General features: G+C 52.9%; 19 protein-coding genes. 9 read left to right on the forward strand and 10 right to left on the reverse strand.

The genetic code is table 11. From position 1 onward, the window contains the following. Window position 1 precedes the first annotated feature (1 nt). From ybgF to BLR00_RS02950, 5 genes are all read left to right on the forward strand, one after another. Window positions 2-856, forward strand: a complete 855-nt coding sequence (gene ybgF, locus BLR00_RS02930; protein ID WP_074630727.1) for a tol-pal system protein YbgF — start codon at window positions 2-4, stop codon at window positions 854-856. A gap of 42 nt (window positions 857-898) precedes the next feature. Continuing rightward, on the forward strand, window positions 899-1,591 hold the full coding sequence (queE, locus tag BLR00_RS02935; RefSeq protein ID WP_074630728.1) for a 7-carboxy-7-deazaguanine synthase QueE: 693 nt from the start codon (window positions 899-901) through the stop codon (window positions 1,589-1,591). Between the two features lie 42 nt (window positions 1,592-1,633). After that, entirely contained in the window at window positions 1,634-2,320 is a 687-nt protein-coding gene (gene queC / locus BLR00_RS02940) for a 7-cyano-7-deazaguanine synthase QueC (protein WP_074630729.1), read from the forward strand. A 262-nt stretch (window positions 2,321-2,582) separates the two neighbouring features. After that, window positions 2,583-3,281 (forward strand): leucyl/phenylalanyl-tRNA--protein transferase, encoded by a 699-nt coding sequence (aat, locus tag BLR00_RS02945; RefSeq protein WP_074630730.1) that lies wholly within the window; start codon window positions 2,583-2,585, stop codon window positions 3,279-3,281. Then, window positions 3,265-4,011: an arginyltransferase gene (locus tag BLR00_RS02950; protein ID WP_074630731.1), complete on the forward strand. Its 747-nt coding sequence runs from the start codon at window positions 3,265-3,267 to the stop codon at window positions 4,009-4,011. Before aat ends, BLR00_RS02950 begins: the two co-directional genes overlap by 17 nt. A 48-nt stretch (window positions 4,012-4,059) precedes the next feature. Here BLR00_RS02950 and BLR00_RS02955 read toward each other — a convergent pair whose 3' ends face one another. Further along, window positions 4,060-4,995, reverse strand: coding sequence for a tetratricopeptide repeat protein (locus BLR00_RS02955; protein WP_074630732.1), 936 nt, complete (start codon window positions 4,993-4,995; stop codon window positions 4,060-4,062). A gap of 267 nt (window positions 4,996-5,262) precedes the next feature. Here BLR00_RS02955 and BLR00_RS02960 point away from each other — a divergent pair, with 267 nt between their 5' ends. From BLR00_RS02960 to BLR00_RS02975, 4 genes are all read left to right on the forward strand, one after another. After that, window positions 5,263-6,309, forward strand: a complete 1,047-nt coding sequence (locus tag BLR00_RS02960; protein WP_074634101.1) for a quinone-dependent dihydroorotate dehydrogenase — start codon at window positions 5,263-5,265, stop codon at window positions 6,307-6,309. Continuing rightward, complete coding sequence (gene rsxB / locus BLR00_RS02965) at window positions 6,306-6,986, forward strand: electron transport complex subunit RsxB (RefSeq protein WP_074630733.1); 681 nt, start codon at window positions 6,306-6,308, stop codon at window positions 6,984-6,986. The genes BLR00_RS02960 and rsxB overlap by 4 nt, the downstream gene beginning before the upstream one ends. Window positions 6,987-7,036: 50 nt before the next feature. After that, window positions 7,037-7,669: an endonuclease III gene (nth, locus tag BLR00_RS02970; protein WP_074630734.1), complete on the forward strand. Its 633-nt coding sequence runs from the start codon at window positions 7,037-7,039 to the stop codon at window positions 7,667-7,669. Window positions 7,670-7,762: 93 nt separating this feature from the next. Next, window positions 7,763-8,191 (forward strand): DUF1841 family protein, encoded by a 429-nt coding sequence (locus BLR00_RS02975; protein WP_074630735.1) that lies wholly within the window; start codon window positions 7,763-7,765, stop codon window positions 8,189-8,191. A gap of 83 nt (window positions 8,192-8,274) precedes the next feature. On the opposite strand, the gene BLR00_RS02980 is transcribed toward BLR00_RS02975, so the two are convergent. The 9 genes from BLR00_RS02980 to ppc form a co-directional block, all read right to left on the reverse strand. Beyond that, window positions 8,275-8,601 (reverse strand): c-type cytochrome, encoded by a 327-nt coding sequence (locus BLR00_RS02980; RefSeq protein WP_041513966.1) that lies wholly within the window; start codon window positions 8,599-8,601, stop codon window positions 8,275-8,277. A gap of 26 nt (window positions 8,602-8,627) precedes the next feature. Continuing rightward, a complete protein-coding gene (locus BLR00_RS02985; RefSeq protein ID WP_074630736.1) occupies window positions 8,628-8,957 on the reverse strand; it encodes a c-type cytochrome in 330 nt (109 codons plus the stop codon). Between the two features lie 91 nt (window positions 8,958-9,048). Then, a complete protein-coding gene (locus tag BLR00_RS02990) occupies window positions 9,049-10,974 on the reverse strand; it encodes an ATP-binding cassette domain-containing protein (protein WP_074630737.1) in 1,926 nt (641 codons plus the stop codon). 113 nt (window positions 10,975-11,087) lie between these two features. Further along, window positions 11,088-11,561: an inorganic diphosphatase gene (locus BLR00_RS02995; RefSeq protein ID WP_074630738.1), complete on the reverse strand. Its 474-nt coding sequence runs from the start codon at window positions 11,559-11,561 to the stop codon at window positions 11,088-11,090. Between the two features lie 72 nt (window positions 11,562-11,633). Continuing rightward, a complete protein-coding gene (locus BLR00_RS03000; protein ID WP_074630739.1) occupies window positions 11,634-12,476 on the reverse strand; it encodes an HlyC/CorC family transporter in 843 nt (280 codons plus the stop codon). Window positions 12,477-12,562: 86 nt separating this feature from the next. Then, entirely contained in the window at window positions 12,563-13,057 is a 495-nt protein-coding gene (ybeY, locus tag BLR00_RS03005; protein ID WP_074630740.1) for an rRNA maturation RNase YbeY, read from the reverse strand. Beyond that, a complete protein-coding gene (locus tag BLR00_RS03010) occupies window positions 13,041-14,021 on the reverse strand; it encodes a PhoH family protein (RefSeq protein WP_074630741.1) in 981 nt (326 codons plus the stop codon). Before BLR00_RS03010 ends, ybeY begins: the two co-directional genes overlap by 17 nt. A 353-nt stretch (window positions 14,022-14,374) precedes the next feature. Then, on the reverse strand, window positions 14,375-15,718 hold the full coding sequence (miaB, locus tag BLR00_RS03015) for a tRNA (N6-isopentenyl adenosine(37)-C2)-methylthiotransferase MiaB (protein WP_074630742.1): 1,344 nt from the start codon (window positions 15,716-15,718) through the stop codon (window positions 14,375-14,377). Between the two features lie 100 nt (window positions 15,719-15,818). Further along, a complete protein-coding gene (ppc, locus tag BLR00_RS03020; protein ID WP_074630743.1) occupies window positions 15,819-18,632 on the reverse strand; it encodes a phosphoenolpyruvate carboxylase in 2,814 nt (937 codons plus the stop codon). Between the last annotated feature and the right edge of the window lie 75 nt (window positions 18,633-18,707).

The raw sequence follows: 18,707 nt of genomic DNA on the forward strand, positions 1-18,707 counted from the left end.
CGTGCGGTTGCGCGCTTTCTGGTTATCGTTACTGATCGGTTGTAATGCCAGTTACGCCGGACTATTCGACGACGAGGAAGCGCGTAAGCAGATCGCGGCACAGCAGGCATTGATTGGAGATCTGCGCAATCAAGGGCGCACGCTGGAAGCACGCATTGTCAAACTTGAAGAAACGCTCAACGATCAGCCGCTATTGGAACTCCACAACCAGATCGAGACGCTCAGGCTCGACATGAACAAGTTGCAGGGCCAGATTGAAGTACTGGTCAATGAGAATGAGTTGACGCAGAAGCGGCAGAAGGATTTTTACATTGATCTGGATAGTCGATTGAGGCGCTTAGAGCAGCCGGACGAATCCGCCGCTTCAGAATCTCCCGCTCCGCCCGCCACCAAGTCTGAGGCCGCACCGGAACCTAGTATCGAGACGCCTGCCAGGGTTGTCGCGGTGATTCCACCCCCGGCAAGTGCTGCAGCAACGGAAAGCGTGGAGAGCCGTGATTACGAGGCTGCCTATAGCCTTTTCAAGAATGCCAAGTATCAAGAGGCCATTTCCCAGTTCAAGCAATTTATCAAAAGCTACCCAGGGTCCAGCCTTGTGCCGAGCGCTCATTACTGGACCGGTAATGCTTATTACGCGAAGCGTGACTTCAAGAACGCCATCAGTACTCAGGAAAAACTGATCGCCACGTTCCCCGCTAGCTCCAAGGCTCCCGACGCGATGCTTAACATTGCCAGTAGTCAGCAGGAAATGAATCAGAAAGCTGCTGCCAAGAAGACCCTGGAAAATCTTATTGCCAAATATCCGGGGAGCGACGCGGCACAAAAGGCCAAGCAGCGGCTGGCCAGCAGAAAATAGCGCACCAGAATCCGCTTTCTTGGTGATGGCGCACCCTCTTAGATGGTTCATACCCCTTTTCCGTCGCAACACACCATTACGCAACCTGCCGATGCGGTAAATTTACGCATCAGCGAAATATTTTTTTCTCTGCAGGGAGAGACTAGCCGTGCCGGGTTGCCCACAGTATTTGTGCGCCTTACCGGATGTCCCTTGCGTTGCGGTTATTGCGACACCGGATATGCGTTCTATGGGGGCAAGAGCCTATCAATTTCCGCCATTCTGACGGAGGTTGCCAGCTATATGCCGCATTATGTTACGGTCACCGGTGGCGAGCCCCTGGCGCAGAAAGAATGCCTGACCCTGCTCAGACTGTTGTGCGATGCCGGTTACTCGGTTTCACTTGAAACCAGCGGCGCACTGGATGTTTCCAAGGTGGATGCGCGTGTTTCCCGAATTCTGGACATCAAAACCCCTGGTTCAGGGGAAGCGGAGAAAAACCTATGGTCCAATCTCGACCATCTTACCCGCCACGATGAAGTCAAGTTTGTACTGTGCGATGAAGCGGATTATCAATGGGCGGTTGAAGCAATACGTGGGCGTAAACTGGATCTCATCTGCCCCCTCTTATTCTCACCGGTTTACGACAAGCTTGCTCCCGCAACACTCGCGGAATGGGTGCTACGTGATCGTCTGCCGGTACGGGTACAGATCCAGCTGCACAAGCTGCTGTGGGGTGAAGGGCCGGGGCGATGATAAGCAGGCGGGTATGCTTCGTAAGCCCGTGTTCTTAACCTTATGATAAAGGCGGTGGTGCTTTTATCAGGGGGGCTGGATTCCGCCACCACGCTTGCCGTCGCCCGCAATAGCGGATATGAGTGTTATGCTTTAAGCGTGGACTATGGACAGCGCCACGGATCGGAACTGGCTGCTGCTGCGGCAGTGGCGCGGTTCCTTGGCGCTTGTGAGCATAAAATCATAAAAGTCGATTTGAGCACGTTCGGCGGATCGGCGCTCACTGATAAATCCATTGCTGTACCAACCGAAGGAACGAAAACGGGTATCCCCGTTACTTACGTCCCAGCCCGAAATACCATCATGCTGTCGCTTGCCCTGGCTTGGGCCGAGGTACTCAAAAGCTGCGATATTTTTGTTGGCGTGAATGCGGTGGACTATTCCGGCTATCCGGATTGCCGCCCGGAATACGTCGCGGCATTTGAAGAAATGGCGAATCTCGCCACCAAAACCGCAATCGAAGGTGCCAGGCTGAGTATTCATGCGCCGCTCATCAATTTGTCGAAGGCGGAGATTATTCTGCAGGGAATTTCGCTGGGCGTGGATTACAGCCTGACGGTGTCGTGCTATCAAGCGAATGAAGCAGGGCTGGCTTGCGGCGTATGCGATTCGTGCCGATTACGCCGAGCGGGGTTTGAATCAGCGGATATGCCGGATGTGACACGTTACAAACCCAAATCCGGCGGTTGACTGGCTATATTTTATTTTAGTATCATGATTCACAAAGATTTTTTCTTTATTTGATCTTTATTCCTTGATAAGTTTGCTACGATAGGAAACACGCCCCCGAAGGGAATAGGAGGTGCTGCAAAAATCTTTGCAGCTCATGGCGTTGAGCTGAAAATGAGGGGCCATGATTTGTTGCCCACCGTATCACCTGGCATTTAATTTGATTGATGACCGGAAATCTGAGAATTTCAGCGATAACTCGTACTGATCATTCCCCCCCTGCATGATTCCCTGGCTCACTCCTGAATCTCATTTTCCCCCGTTGGACACTGCGCTTCTCAAGCCCAGCGGCCTGCTTGCCGCAGGTGGAGATCTCTCGCCGCAGCGTCTGATCGAAGCCTACCGCCGCGGAATTTTTCCCTGGTTTAACGAGGGTGAACCTATTCTATGGTGGAGCCCCGATCCGCGCATGGTGCTGTTTCCAGGTGAGCTTAAAATCTCTCGATCGCTAAGAAAAACGCTGAAGAAGGATAACTATGAAATTCGTGTCGATAACGCTTTTAGCGAGGTTATGCAAGCGTGCGCCGCGCCGCGCGGGGAGCAACCCGGGACGTGGATCCACGCGGAAATGATCTCAGCCTACACTGCGTTGCATGAAATGGGGGTGGCCCATTCCGTCGAAGTTTGGATGCGCGGCGAATTAATGGGTGGGCTATACGGCGTTGCTCAGGGAAAGGTATTTTTTGGAGAATCAATGTTCTCCCGCATCCCGGATACTTCCAAAATTGCATTCGTGCATTTGGTAAAACAACTGGAACGCTGGGGTTTTCACATGATCGACTGTCAAATGAAAACCACGCATCTCGCTTCCCTCGGCGGGCGTGAAATTTCCCGGGAGGAATTTGGTCAGAAATTAAAAGAATTGGTAAACTATACCGAGCGAGTTGAAAAATGGTGCTTCGATCATGAGCCAATTGAATGATCTGCCTTCATCGGTACTACAGTTTTACACTACCGCGTCTTATCCGTGTAGCTATCTACCGGAAAAATTAGCACGGTCACAGGTGGCGACACCCAGTCATCTGATCGATACCGGTGTCTATGGCGAACTGGTAAAGGCCGGCTTCCGCCGCAGCGGCGCATTTACCTATCGTCCTTACTGCGATAACTGCCGCGCTTGTGTACCCGTACGGATTGCCGTTGATGAATTGGTTCTCAGGCGTGCTCATCGCCGCTCCTGGAAACGGCACCAGCACCTGGTTGCAACGCAGCACGATCTGTATTATCACCCGGACCACTACGCACTCTATCTGCGCTATCAGACGCAACGTCATTATGGTGGCGGCATGGATCGCGACAGTCGCGAACAATATCGCCATTTTCTGCTGCCAAGCAACGTCAATTCCAGGCTGGTTGAGTTCCACGAAAACGGGCAGCTGCGCATGATCAGCATCATCGACAAACTGCCCGACGGGATATCGTCTGTCTATACCTTTTTCGATCCGGATGTGCCGGGGGCGAGCTTTGGCACTTACAATATCCTGTGGCAAGCGCAACAGTGCCTTGCGCTAAGACTCCCCTATCTCTATCTGGGATACTGGATCAAGGAAAGCCGGAAAATGGCCTACAAAGCTGGTTTCAGGCCGTTACAAGGCTTGACCGACGGGCAATGGGAGCCGTTGAGTCACATACAAAGCAGAAGTTTCGCGTAGAAACTGCGCTATGCCATGTGCGATGATAATCGAATGTCTCATGGTGTTCTATCGTTGCATTTTCCGTATGGCTGCCGCACGTTTCTCCAAAGGCGTCGCTTTGCTTGCATAGCCAATATCACGATATAGCTGCGCCAAGTTTTCAAGGCTCGTCGCAACATTGGGATGATCCGGGCCAAGCGTTTTTTCAGAAATCGCCAGCGCGCGCTTGAAAAGCGGCTCCGCATGCGCGAATTTCCCTTGGTCTCTATACAATCCTCCCAGGTTATTCAGACTGAGTGCCACGTTCGGATGATCCGGGCCGAACGCTTTTTTTGAAATGGTAAATGTGCGCTTATAAAGCGGTTCGGCTTGCGCATATTGTTCCTGGGCCTGGTATAGTTGAGCCAGATTGTTCAGGCTTATGGCAACATTGGGATGATCTGGGCCGAGCGCCTTTTCTAAAATCGCCAGCGCGCGTTTGAGAAGCGGCTCAGCCTGCGCATACTGTCCCTGAGCTTCGTATAGCTGGCCGAGGTTGTTCAGGCTGATGGCGACATTGGGATGATCCGGGCCGAGGGTTTTCTCATCAATCGCCAACGCACGCTTGTAGAGCGGCTCGGCCTGCGCATATTGCTCTTGATTTCTGTACAGTGTCGCAAGATTATTCAGGCTCGCCGCGACTTCGGGGCTCTCCGGGCCAACCGATTTCTCAAAAATGGCCAGTGCACGCTTGAAAAGCGGCTCGGCCTGGGTATATTGACCTTGTGCACTATGCAATAAGGCAAGGCTATTCAAACTCGTGGCCACGTCGGGATGAAGGGGATCCCGGGTTTGTTCGGCTGTTTGCAGCGCCTTCTTCGCCACTGAGGTGGCCTGGATATAGTCTCCCTGCTGATAAAGGGATTCCACCTCCGAATTGAGCATTTCCCATTCCGCAGCGGCCTGAGCGTGTCCGCCAACCACCACGAGAATGAGAACAAAAGAAAAAATAGCCCGCTTCATAAGCGCATCCCCCTATACCATGCAGATAATAACGAATGATCCCTGACGACATCCGTGAATTCAATTCATCAGAAGAAATAGCTGGACCGGGTGCAACCGGATACTCTGGATGGTTTGCGATAACGTGTACCACGCAAGATCTTTGCGGATATCACCCGAGGTGCAATCTCCTGTTCCTTTCGGATAGACACTGTTTTACGGTTGTTGTTACCAATCCCGGAATATCGTTTAACAGACTCACTACAGTTCCGGGTTAAAATGGGTTCCATGCTCTATTCACTACTCCGTCCGTTGCTATTCAGTCTTGATCCCGAAACGGCTCATCGCTTCACGTTCAGCGCGGTCGAGAAAGTTCGCCGGCTTGGGTTGCTTACCGGTGGCCCGATACCCTGCCAGCCGCGCAGTGTCATGGGTCTCGATTTTCCCAATCCTGTCGGGGTGGCCGCCGGCATGGACAAGAACGGCGAGTACCTTGAGACGCTTGCCTCGCTCGGCTTCGGTTTTATCGAAATCGGCACCGTTACCCCCCGCCCCCAGCCGGGTAATCCCCAGCCACGTTTGTTTCGCGTCCCTGAGGCAAACGCCATTATCAACCGCATGGGTTTCAATAACCAGGGAGTGGACAACCTGGTGGCGAATCTCAGGCGATCGAATTACCACGGCGTACTCGGTATTAACATCGGTAAAAATTTTGATACGCCGGTAGAAAGAGCCGCGGATGATTATCTGATTTGTCTGAGCAAAGTCTATCGCCACGCCGGCTACGTTGTCGTCAACATTTCTTCCCCCAACACGCCCCATCTTCGTCAACTGCAAAACGCTGAGGAGCTCGATCATTTATTGGGCCTGGTGAAATCGAAGCAAATGGAACTCGCGGATGAGCATGCCAAATACACGCCCCTGGCGGTAAAGATTGCTCCTGATCTGGAGCCGTCGCAAATTGTATCCATCGCGGCCCTGCTGATGAAACATCAGATTGACGGAGTTATCGCCACGAATACCACGCTTTCCCGGGCTGGTGCGGAAGCATTGCCTCATGCCGGCGAGAAGGGCGGGTTAAGCGGTGCCCCGCTTAAAGAACGCGCCACAGCGGTTGTCCGTCATCTGCACGTTGTGTTGCAAGGGGCGATACCCATCATCGCCGCGGGCGGCATCATGTGCGCGGCGGACGCAAAGGAAAAAATCGATGCGGGGGCAAGCCTGGTGCAAATTTACAGCGGCCTGATTTATCGTGGTCCTCGTCTGGTAAGCGAAGTGGCACGTGCGCTTTGCGCATCGCCTGTGCCAGATCTTTTACGCTCGGGTTCAGGATGAACAGAGATTCGCTTATAGCGAAAATCGATGCCACCCTGCCGCAAACGCAGTGCCGCCAATGCGGCTTCTCTGGTTGTGAACCTTATGCGACGGCCATCGCGGAAGGCCGTGCCGCCATTAACCAGTGCCCTCCCGGCGGTGAGCAGGGGATACTCAAATTGGCGGAGCTGCTGGGAGTGAGCCCTATCCCGCTGAATACCAAGCACGGCATGACAAAGCCGAAGGCGGTAGCGGTTATCGACGAGCAGGCCTGTATTGGCTGCACGCTTTGTATCCTGGCTTGTCCGGTCGATGCCATTGTAGGTGCGGCCAAGCAAATGCATACTGTATTTGCCGCGGAATGTACTGGCTGCGAGCTGTGTATCGCGCCATGTCCGGTGGATTGCATCAGCATGATTCCCCTTAAGCAACCCGTCAGCAGCGCCAGGGCTGAATCTTGTGCGCCGATCGAGGACCTGCCGGCGCACGAAGATCAGAAAAGAAAGACCGCCGATCGCGCGCGCGCGCGTTACCGGTTCAGGCTACAAAGGCTTGAGCGCGAGAAACAGGAGCAGGAAGAGAGGCTTGCACAAAAAACCGGAGTAGTGAGATCCGTAAGCGGTTCCTCAAACAGTGATTTCAAGAAAGCCGCTATCCAGGCTGCGCTGGAACGTGCCAACGTTGGCCGGGCTGGGTAACTGAATCATATAATAGCACTGGTCGATAATAGCTTCTCCCCCAAAAACTCATGAATTCAACCATTCGCCGTGAAATTTTTACCCGTTTCAAGACAATTAATCCTCATCCCACTACCGAGTTGGAGTACAGCTCACCATTCGAGTTGCTGGTAGCGGTAGTGCTCTCTGCCCAAGCCACTGACAAGAGCGTGAATCTCGCAACCCGCAAACTGTTTCTCAAGGCCAATACGCCGGAGAAAATTCTCGCCCTGGGTGAAGCAGGTTTGCGAGATGCCATCAAGAGCATCGGATTATATAAAACTAAAGCAAAAAATATTCTGGCGACTTGCGCCCTGCTTATTGAGCATCACGGCAGCATGGTGCCGCAAACTCGGGAACAGCTGGAAAAATTACCCGGTGTGGGACGCAAGACGGCCAATGTAATATTGAACACTGCCTTCGGCGAACCCACTATCGCAGTGGATACCCACATTTTTCGTGTCGCCAACCGTATCGGAATCGCACCCGGGAAAACCGTGCTGGAAGTGGAGTTGAAACTGCTGAAACATATTCCAAAAGAATTCTGTCACGATGCTCATCACTGGCTTATTTTACATGGGCGCTACGTATGTGTGGCGAGGAAACCAAAATGCGCCATATGCGTCATTAATGATTTGTGCGAGTACAAGGACAAAAATCTTTAATGAAGAATATCCCTTATCGATCGGATGCTGCTTTGCCCCGTATTCCAAAGATTGAACACTCCACCCCTCGTCCAACTACCGGATTCAGGTTAAATGTTTAATCCTTCCAGAGAACAAGCGCGCCTATTTTTCTTCGATGCATGGCGCAAATACCGGCAGAGAGAAATGCTTTCCGCGATGGAAAATATAGCGCTTGAGGCCATTCTGCTGCATCCGGAATACCATGCCATGCTTGATGACACAGCGCGCTATCAAGACAAGGATTATTTGCCTGAAATGGGCGATACCAATCCATTTCTGCACATGAGCATGCATATCGCCATCAGGGAACAGCTTTCGATAGACCAGCCTGTGGGAATTCGCCAGCGGTTTGAGCGGCTGCTGACGAAAACCGGCGATGAACATGCCGTTATGCATCAAATCATGGAGTGCCTGGCGGAGATGATCTGGCAAGCGCAACGCAGCCAATCAGCGTTCGACTCTACCGTTTACTTTGAATGCCTGGATCGATGGGAGAATTAATCTATACTTGATAAGACGCTTTGTCTTGCTTATTACACGCTGGACAAGCGGACAGAAAAAAACTTTCCTGGCCGCTTACCTCATCAGTATTTGGTTTTCAGACCAGATTGACTGGCAAAATAGGCCGCCAGATTTTCAATGTCTTCTTTACTCAACGCCGCAGCCATACCGGCCATGATGGGATCTTTACGGGCACCTGACTTATACTCATTCAGGGATTTTTCGATATAGCTCGCATGTTGCCCGGCAATCTTGGGAAAAGCTGGAGCGGGACTGTTGCCGTCAGGGCCGTGACATGCGGCGCAAACTTCAGCCGCCTTTTTTTTCCCAGCCTCAATATTGGCTGCTATCCCCTGACCGGAAATCAGAAGCAATGCGCCGCTTACTGCGGCAATAATAAAATTTTTCATAAGACCTTCCTTGCGTAATGAATAAATTATTTTCCGGAACTGGCGTAATAAGCGGCCAGGTCTTCCATGTCCTGGTCGGAAAGGGAGGCAGCGATACCTTTCATGCTGGGATGACTGCGGGCATCGGTTTTATATGCCTGAAGAGCCTTGATCAGGTATTCAGCATGTTGGCCGCCCAGTCTCGGGACCTGATAAACTGTGGGATAGGATGTCCGGTATCCTTCTATACCATGACAACCGACGCACATGGCATTTTTCTGCTTGCCCGCCACCGGGTCACCGGCTGCTTGAGCGGCGCCAGTGAATGCCAGGAGCAGACCCCATGCCAATATATTCATTATTGCTGGTCTTTTCATTATGAGTGCCCTCTTTTCAAAAAGAGCGACTCTAAACGATGTACCATTCCTGGTCAACGAATAAAGTAGCAGAATATATGGGAACTTATCATTATTTCTTCTGTCTTGGGGTCGCTTGTTTCGCTTCCAGTTCCTCCCATCGGGCGAGATAGGTCAGGAGTTCCGCTTCAATGGCAGCAAGGCGTCCTTGCAGGGTTCTGGCTTCATCCGGGCAATCGCGGTAAATGGCCGGAGAACATAACTGGCGGGTAATTTCGGCTTGCTCACGCTCCAGCGTCTCGATTTTTGATGGCAACTCATCAAGTTCGCGCGTTTCATTGTAACCCAATTTGACGCGAGCGGCCGGTTCTTGCATTCTCTCCCTTGGGATCGCGGGTTGCTGTTTGTCTAATTGCGGCTTTATTACTGTTTTTAAGACATTTTTTGCCCGGATCCAATCTTCGTAGCCCCCCACGTACTCCCGCAATACGCCATCCCCTTCGAATGCGATCACCTGGGTTACCACATTATCAAGAAATTCCCGATCATGGCTTACCAGGAACAGTGTGCCGGAATAGTTTTGCAGCAATACCTCAAGCAGTTCCAGCGTTTCAATATCCAGGTCGTTCGTTGGCTCATCCAGAACCAGTACGTTAGCAGGGCGGGTGAACAAGCGCGCCAGCAACAGCCGGTTACGCTCTCCGCCAGAGAGCGATTTTACCGGCGAGCGCGTCCGTGCGGGCGCAAACAAAAAATCCTCCAGGTAACTGATCACATGCTTCCTAACCCCGCCGATGTCGATAAAATCGGAGCCCTGGCTGATAGTCTCGATCAGGGTCGCTTCCTCATTCAATTGTTCGCGCATTTGATCAAAATAGGCGACTGCGAGCTTGGTCCCCTGCCGCACATTGCCGGTATCAGGCTGCAGCTCACCCAGTATCAGTTTGAGCAAGGTGGACTTTCCCGCACCGTTGGGGCCCAGCAATCCGACGCGGTCGCCGCGCAGGATGCGGCAGGAAAAATCTTCGATGACAGTTTTATCGCCGTAGTTTTTGCTGACGTGCTCCAATTCGGCAACCATTCGCCCGGATCTCGCGCCCTCGTCCACGTTGAGACGAACGGCCCCTACTCGTTCGCGGCGAGCGGCGCGTTCCAGCCGCAATGTTTCCAGCCGCCGTACCCTACCCTCATTCCGGGTACGGCGCGCCTGGATTCCTTTGCGTATCCACACTTCTTCCTGTGCCAGCACCTTGTCGAATTTCTGATTATGGGTTGCCTCGATTTCCAGCAATTCCATTTTCTTCTGCTGATATTCAGCGAAATTACCGGGGAAAGCGGTTAAATTTCCTCGATCAAGCTCGATAATTCGTGTTGCCACGTTATTTAAAAAGCGACGATCATGGGTAACAAATAGTACGCTTCCGGTAAAATCTCGAAGGAGTCCTTCCAGCCATTCGATAGAGAGAAAATCCAGATGGTTTGTCGGTTCGTCCAGCAGTAGCACGTCGGGAGACACCACGAGTGCGCGGGCCAGCGCAACACGCTTTTTTAGTCCGCCGGAAAGCTGTCCGATCAACGCATCGGTGGGAAGATTAAGTTTATCAATGGCGGTTTCTACCCTTCCCTGGATGCGCCACCCATCCTGGGTCTCCAGCTCGGCTTGCAAATCCTGCAAACGGGAAAGAAGTTCGCTGGTATCTCCCGTGTCGTCGCTCAAGGCATGAGAAACCTCGTGATACTCGAATAACGTTTGACTGATTGCACCCAATCCTTTGGATACTTCCTGAAATACCGTGAGAGCCGTATCCAGTTCCGGCTCCTGCGGCACGTAAGCCAGCCTCAAGGCGGGTGCGCGCCAGATCTTGCCATCGTCCGGTCTGTTTTCGGCTGCCAGAATACGCAGCAGGCTTGATTTACCACCACCATTCCTGCCGATCAGGCCAATGCGCTCGCCGGAATCCAGCTGCAAATCCACGTGATCAAGCAATGTATGATGTCCGAAAGCAAGGCTGACTTTTTCGAGAGTGAGGAGAGGCATGATGGGGGAAATGCTACTTCAGCATAATTAACAGGGCGCGCAATTCTGCCATGCTTGGCAAGCCTTGGCAAAAATCTTCCGGTTGTGATTCGTTCGTTGCGGAGCAGGCTTCATCAGAAATCAAGCGGCGGCCCCTGCCACGTACCGTCTCGCGGCCGCGCGCGAGCGAGCGCCTGAACTGCGTCGCACCATCCCTCGCACGCGTTGCGTCCCGGCCGGCTTCGCCAGATATTCAACAACCCTTTGCACTTCGCGTAGAAATGGAAAAATTGTATGATCCGCTGGCGTTGCAGCAGGTCCGGAGATTGGTCACTACAGATGAGTTTATCGTCCGTCATGCCGCGGTCTGTCAAAATGATGGCCCCCCAGGCTTTGACTCGTATTCGCGTGCCATACGGCATGCGTGGTCCGAGCACCACTGCATCGAGCAGGTCACCCTCAAGGCCCACGTAATTCGGTACGGAGCCATAATTGAAGGGACATGGCAGGGGAGAGATAAAATCAATGCCGCCCGTGGAGCCACGTTTAAGGAAACTGCCTTGCGGAACCTCGATTACCACCTCCACTACCGGGGGTTCGGACGGCATCCCATGGTCTGCGTGCGGGGGGCAGTCGTCCGCTTCATTCACCGTCCGAATCCCCTGGACGCTGGCCGTATCTCAACCAGGCTCCCGGACCGCACCCTCATTTTTTTCCACCAGCAATGTATGCAACCTGCGACTGTCGGCGCGCAGCACGATGAATTTGAAAGTGCCGATGGTAACCGATTCACCCCGTTTGGGGAGCCGGCCGAATTTGTTCAGTATCAGGCCGCCTATGGTGTCGTAATCCACATCACTTAATTCTGCTCCAAGCCTTTCGTTAAAATCCGCAATTTCCGTCACCGCTTTGACACGGTAATGACCGCCGGGGTCCGGCACGATATTGTCTTCAACCTCGTCAAAATCGTGCTCATCCTCAATGTCGCCGACGATTTGCTCCAGTACATCTTCGATGGTTATCAGCCCCGCCACGCCACCGTATTCATCCACTACGATGGCGACATGATTGCGACTACTGCGAAAATCCTTGAGTAACACATTGAGTCGCTTGGATTCGGGAATAAATACCACCGGCCGCAGCATCTCGCGCACGTTAAATGTTTCCTCTCCGGCGTAATAGCGCAGTAAATCTTTCGCCAGAAGGATTCCGATCACATTGTTTTTATCGTTTTCGATGACAGGAAAGCGTGAATGCGCGGTCTCGATAATCGAGGGTATGAATTTTTCCGGAGGTTCGCTAATGTCGATCACATTCATTTGCGAACGCGGGATCATGATATCGCGCGCCTGTATTTCGGATACTTGTATTACCCCTTCGATCATGCTCAGTGCATCAGAATCGAACAGATTTCGCTCATAGGCGGAATGCAGTAATGCCGTCAGCTGTTCCCGATCCCCTGGTTCACGCAGAACCAGGGCACTGAAGCGTTCGAGCCAGCCTGGCTTGGGAGGGTCATCCATATTAGTGTGCCGGTAGGTAAGTAAGAAGTAAACTTGGGGGCCGCATGAATCAAGCAGTTATTTCGCCCAAAATCAGAGTCTTCAGTTTATCCGCTGATATCCTTGTATGGGTCGTCATATCCCAGCCTGATGACAACTTCAGTTTCCAGTTGTTCCATTACCATTGCGCTGGCATCATTGTCGTGGTCGTAGCCCTGTAGGTGCAAGACGCCATGCACGGTGAGATGAGCGTAATGTGCCGCCAGGCTTTTATTCTGCTGACCGGCTTCTTTTGCTATCACCGGAGCACACAGCACGATATCGCCAGACAGGGGCTGAGTATGGTTGTATACGAAAGTCAGCACGTTGGTAGCGTAGTCTCCGCCGCGAAAATCCTGGTTGAGGCTGTGGCCCTCGGGTTCATCCACAATGCGCAGCACAATCTCGGCATCTTGCATCAGCGCGGCTTTGACCCACTTGCGGAATTGCGGCCGGGCGGGAACGCTCCTGTCATGGGTTGCGTATTGTGTTGTCAATTTCAGCTTTGCTTCCTTGTGAGTCATTTCTTCGGAAAGCTCGGAAACGTTACTCCTGTCTTTCATATTTCTCGTAGGCGTTGACAATTCTTTGTACGAGCGGATGACGCACCACATCCTCGGCACCAAAATGGGTAAACGAGATGCCACGCACTTTTCCGAGAACCTGTTTGGCCTCTACCAGGCCGCTTTTCTGATGCTTGGCCAGATCAATCTGCGTGACATCACCCGTTATTACTGCCTTGGAGCCGAAACCGATACGAGTCAGAAACATTTTCATCTGTTCCGGCGTCGTGTTCTGCGCTTCATCAAGAATGATGAAAGATTTATTCAACGTGCGCCCGCGCATGAAAGCCAGTGGCGCGATTTCAATCGCGCTGCGTTCAAACAGTTTGCTGGTTTTATCGAACCCCATCAGATCGTACAGCGCATCGTAGAGCGGGCGCAAATAAGGATCCACTTTCTGCACCAGGTCGCCCGGCAGAAAACCCAAGCGTTCGCCAGCCTCCACCGCGGGGCGCACCAGGACAATGCGCGCCACCATGTCTCGTTCAAGCGCATCAACCGCGCTTGCCACAGCGAGATAAGTTTTTCCGGTACCTGCCGGACCAATGGCAAACGTAATGTCATACTTTTGGATTTGTTGCAGATATTGCACCTGACGCGGTGTTCGGCCGCGCAAATCACTGCGCCGGGTTATCAGCACCGGCACGGCGGGTTCTTCCGCCAGCGCGCCGGCAGCGGCATGTTTTGCAGAATGATGAGGATTCATCACCTCGATCAAGCCCAATTGAATTTGCTCAATACCCAGATGATGCTGTGCCTGACTGTAAAAATTTCGCAGCGCTTCCGCAGCAAGCAAGGTCTGGGCCGATTTGCCGCGCAAACTGAAACGTTCTCCTCGTCGTGCAATGATGACATCAAGCACGGTTTCGATCTGCTTGAGATTCTCGTCAAGCGCCCCGCACAGGTTGGCGAGGCGCTGATTATCGATCGGAGAAAATGAAATTTCGACAGGCTGGGGTTTCAAAGGCTCGGTGCGGCAATTGTAAGGGCTTAATTCTCGCAGTGAGCGGCACACTTTGCAAGGAATGAAAGTCTAGCCCGGATATTTCACCGGAAGCCGGCGATCCAAACTGGATTTCAACACCATTCACCCAATGCGATTACCTCATGCCGCTTACGATAATTTTTGGGCCGGGTGGTGAAATATCGGGGCTTGCAACCTGTCTGACTTAAAGGAAATCGGCTGCAAAAACGTCCGACCGGTCCATATTTCACCACTTTTTCGGTCAGTGAAGACAACTATTAGTCTTCAAAATCCTTAAAACCTATCCTTGCCCAGTCACTTTTCCGCTTTGATCCTTCAAGTCCCACAGGCTGCTAGCATTGACTATTCACGATTTCACCCCGCAACGAATGGGATAGCGTGGCAGTAATTTGAATGTTTATGAAATGACCGATTGTTACCGGATCTCCGGGGAAATTCACCATGCGATTGTTGTCGGTGCGCCCACAAAGCTCGTCGGCATTCTTTTTGGATACGCCCTCCACCAGAACGCGCTGTGTTGAACCAATCATGCGTTGGCTGATAGCTTGCGCCTGCTGTTCGATCTTCTCCTGCAAGCGTTGCAAGCGCTCCAGTTTGATTTCGTAGGGAGTATCGTCAAGCAGTCCCGCGGCCGGCGTGCCGGGGCGCGGGCTATAAACGAAGCTGAAGGAGTCATCAAAGTTTACGCTTTCAACCAGCTTCATGGTTGCTTCAAAATCGGCTTCAGTTTCACCGGGAAAGCCGATAATAAAATCGGATGTAAGAGAAATGTCAGGACGGGCGGCCCGGAGCCTGCGGATGATGGATTTGTATTCCAGCGTCGTATAGCCACGTTTCATTGCCACCAGTATCCGATCCGAGCCCGACTGAACCGGCAGATGCAAATGACTCACCAGTTTCGGCAACTTGATATAGGCGTCAATCAGCCGTGAAGTGACTTCTCTGGGATGAGACGTCGTGTAACGAATGCGTTCGATACCGGGAATTTCGCTGATATATTCCAGCAACAGTGCCAAGTCCGCAATTTCATCTTCTTCCGCGTGCTCTATTGCGCCTCGATATGCGTTCACGTTCTGCCCCAGCAGCGTCACCTCTTTGATTCCCTGATTTGCCAGTCTTGCAACTTCCACCAGCACATCGCCCAGAGGGCGTGAGATTTCCTCACCCCGCGTATAAGGCACCACGCAAAAGCTGCAATACTTGCTGCATCCTTCCATAATGGAAACGAAGGCGGTCGCACCTTCGGATCGTGCAGGCGGCAGATGGTCGAATTTTTCGATCTCGGGAAAGGAGATATCCACCTGTGGACGGCCGGTAACCTGGCGTGCTGAAATCAATTGTGGCAACCGGTGCAGGGTTTGCGGGCCAAATACCAGATCTACGTATGGCGCGCGCTTCACAATTTCGGTGCCTTCCTGGCTGGCGACGCATCCCCCCACGCCGATGAGTAAATTGGGGTTGGATTTTTTCAAATGCCGGACGCGTCCCAGATCATGAAATACTTTTTCCTGGGCTTTCTCTCTTACTGAACAGGTATTGAACAGGATTATGTCGGCATCGGCGGGATTATCGGTTTTCTCCATGCCTTGCGCAGCATGCAGCACATCCGCCATTTTATCCGAGTCATATTCGTTCATCTGGCAACCAAAGGTTTTAATGTAAAGTTTTTTTACCATGACTGTACTGAAAGTCTCGTCAATTTATTAAATGCCGCTGCTGGTGGGCGTGGCATCGTGGCTTCAACCGCGATAAAAACGTGGAGTATCATAGAATGGGTTAACCGCTGTTTCTCAACCCGGCAGCCACCCCGTTAATGGTGAGTTGTATGGCGCGCTTCACTGTATCAGCGGCATCCCCCGAGCGATAACGGCGTAATAGCTCTACCTGCAGATGATTCAGTGGATCAATATAGGGGGTGCGGTTACGAATACTGCGAGCCAGAGTAGGATTGTCCTGTAGCAATTCTGTGCGGCCCGTTACCGCGAATAACCATTTTACGCTGCGGTCCCACTCCGCCTGGATGCGGCCGAAAATTTCTTCACGTAGTTCAATATCGCTAACCAGTTCAGCGTAGCGTGAGGCAATACCCATATCTGTTTTTGCCAGCACCATGTCCATGTTGGAAAGCAGCGTTTGCATGAAAGGCCAGGTGCGGTGCATTTCCTGTAGAAATTCCAGTCCTTTTCCGCCCTGGTCTTCGCGCTGGAGAAACGCTTCCACGGCTGTGCCAAAGCCGTACCAGCCGGGAATCATTGCCCGATTGACGCTCCAGCTGAAAACCCAGGGAATGGCGCGTAGATCTTCTATCAGATCGGATTGCTTGCGTGATGGCGGGCGGCTGCCAATATTAAGCCCAGCGATTTCCCTTATCGGCGTGGACTCCTGAAAATAGCGTTTAAAGCCCGGTGTTTCATAGACCAGATTGCGATAAGCGGCGAACGCATCGCGCGCAAGCACCTCCATGATCAGGTAATATTCAGCGGCACGTTCGCCCAGGGGATCGTGGCTTAACAACGTGGCCTCGACCGTGGCGGCGACCAGCGTTTCGAGATTGCGCCGCCCGATTTCCGGGTCGGCGTATTTACTGCCGATAACTTCACCCTGCTCGGTGATGCGTATCTGACCATTGACGCTCCCCGGAGGCTGGGCCAGTATCGCTTGATAGCTCGGACCCCCGCCACGTCCGACCGTGCCGCCACGTCCATGAAAAAGGCGCAATTCAATCTTATGCCTGGCGAATACCTTGGTCAGCTCGGTTTCGGCTTTGTAGAGTTCCCAGTTGGCAGTAAGGAAGCCGCCATCCTTGTTGCTATCGGAATAGCCCAGCATAACCTCCTGAACATTGCCACGCGAATCCAGGAGCTTGCGATAGTAGGGCAGTGAGAACAAGTCGTCCATAACACGACTGCAATCGCGCAGGTCCGCGATGGTCTCGAACAAGGGAATGATATTGACATGAAGATGGGGTGTTTCCCCGGCTTGCAGCAGTCCTACCTCCTTCAACAGCAATGCGACCTCGAGTATGTCGGAGATACCGTCGGTTTTGGAAATAATGTAATTGGGCAGCGCGGCGCGGCCGAAGCGGCGTTGAATTTCCGCGGCTGCTTGCAGTATGCATAGTTCGCTCTGGATAAGCTCCGAATAATCCAGATAAGGCGAACGCAAGGGGCGAGGGCTACTGATTTCGCTCAGCAGCCACTGTATACGTTCCGCCTCGGTCAGCCCGGAATAGCCTTTTTGATGTGCGCCGTACTCGAACAATTCCGCCACCACTTGTTCATGCACATTGCTGTGCTGGCGCATGTCAAGCGGGGCGAGATGAAAACCGAAGACCTCCGCGGCGCGGCGCAGATGACGTAAATCCCCGCGTGCCAATAAGTCCGACTTGTGCCGCTTGAGCGAGTGAATAACGATATCAAGATCATGAACAAACTCCATGCTTTCCGCATAAGGTGCGGCGGGCCCCACGGGGCGCCTTTGCCTGATGACGTGGCCAAGCTCCTGACTGGTAGCGGCAAGACGCGCATAAATACCAATTAGTGCCCGCCGATAGGGCTCGTCGACGCGGCTGGGAGCACGGTCCGGAGATGTCTCGGATAATGCCGCCAGCTCGTCATCCACGCCTACCAGGCGCTCTGTGAGGCTTAGTCGGCGGCCGATCTGGTGCACTTCACCCATGTAATAATCCAATGCCAGCGCCGATTGACGTTCAGCCGCGTGCAGCATTACCTCATGGGTAACGAAGGGATTGCCGTCGCGGTCGCTACCTATCCAGCTGCCGATGCGTAAAAACGGCGGGATATGCGGTACACCCGCGCCCATCCGGCGTTCAAGCAAATCCTCAATCTCCGCGTAAAGACGCGGTACCTCGGTAAGAAAGGTGTATCGGTAATAGGCCAGACCGTTCTTGATTTCGTCATATACTGAAAGGCGTTCCGGACGCAGCATGCGAGTTTGCCATAATATCTGAATGGCACAGCGCAACCCTTCTTCGTTGCTGCGAAATTCGTCGGGCGTAAGTTGTATGCGATCACGTTCATTCAACAGGTGCGCAATGGTCAACTGACAATCAAGTATGCTTCTGCGTTGTACTTCGGTGGGATGGGCGGTCAAAACCGGCGAAACCACCGCTTTGGCAAAGAATCTGGTTAATGCGGCACCATCGGTTCCGCTGGAGAAGACTCGATCAAGCGCCAGTGCCACACTGCCCGCCTGAGGCGGCGATCCTGCTCGCAGATGGGTACGGCGGCGGCGATTGTGATGCATGTCCTCGGCAATGTTGGAAAGTTGAGAGAAATGGCTGAATGCGCGCACGACCGCCACAGTAGCCTTGTTGCTCAACTGATTGAGTATCGTGTCCAGTTCCTGTCGCGCCTTGGGATCCTGTTCGCGGCGGAAGCGAATCGCGGTTTGGCGGATATTTTCGACCAGATCGAAAGTAGGCTCCCCTTCCTGCTCACGCAATGTGTCGCCCAGCATACGTCCCAGCAGGCGGATGTCCTCGCGCAAGGGATCATCCTTTACCGGTCTGTCTTTTTCATCGGTAGGATTTTTATCGACACCCCTATTCTGGGTAGCAGGAGATCTCATAACTCAATTTCTCCCTGCGACACACGGGCGAACGGATGCCCTAAGCACTTCAATCCAGGCCGCGGCCGGCATGCT

Source organism: Nitrosospira multiformis (assembly GCF_900103165.1).
GTDB lineage: Bacteria > Pseudomonadota > Gammaproteobacteria > Burkholderiales > Nitrosomonadaceae > Nitrosospira > Nitrosospira multiformis_D.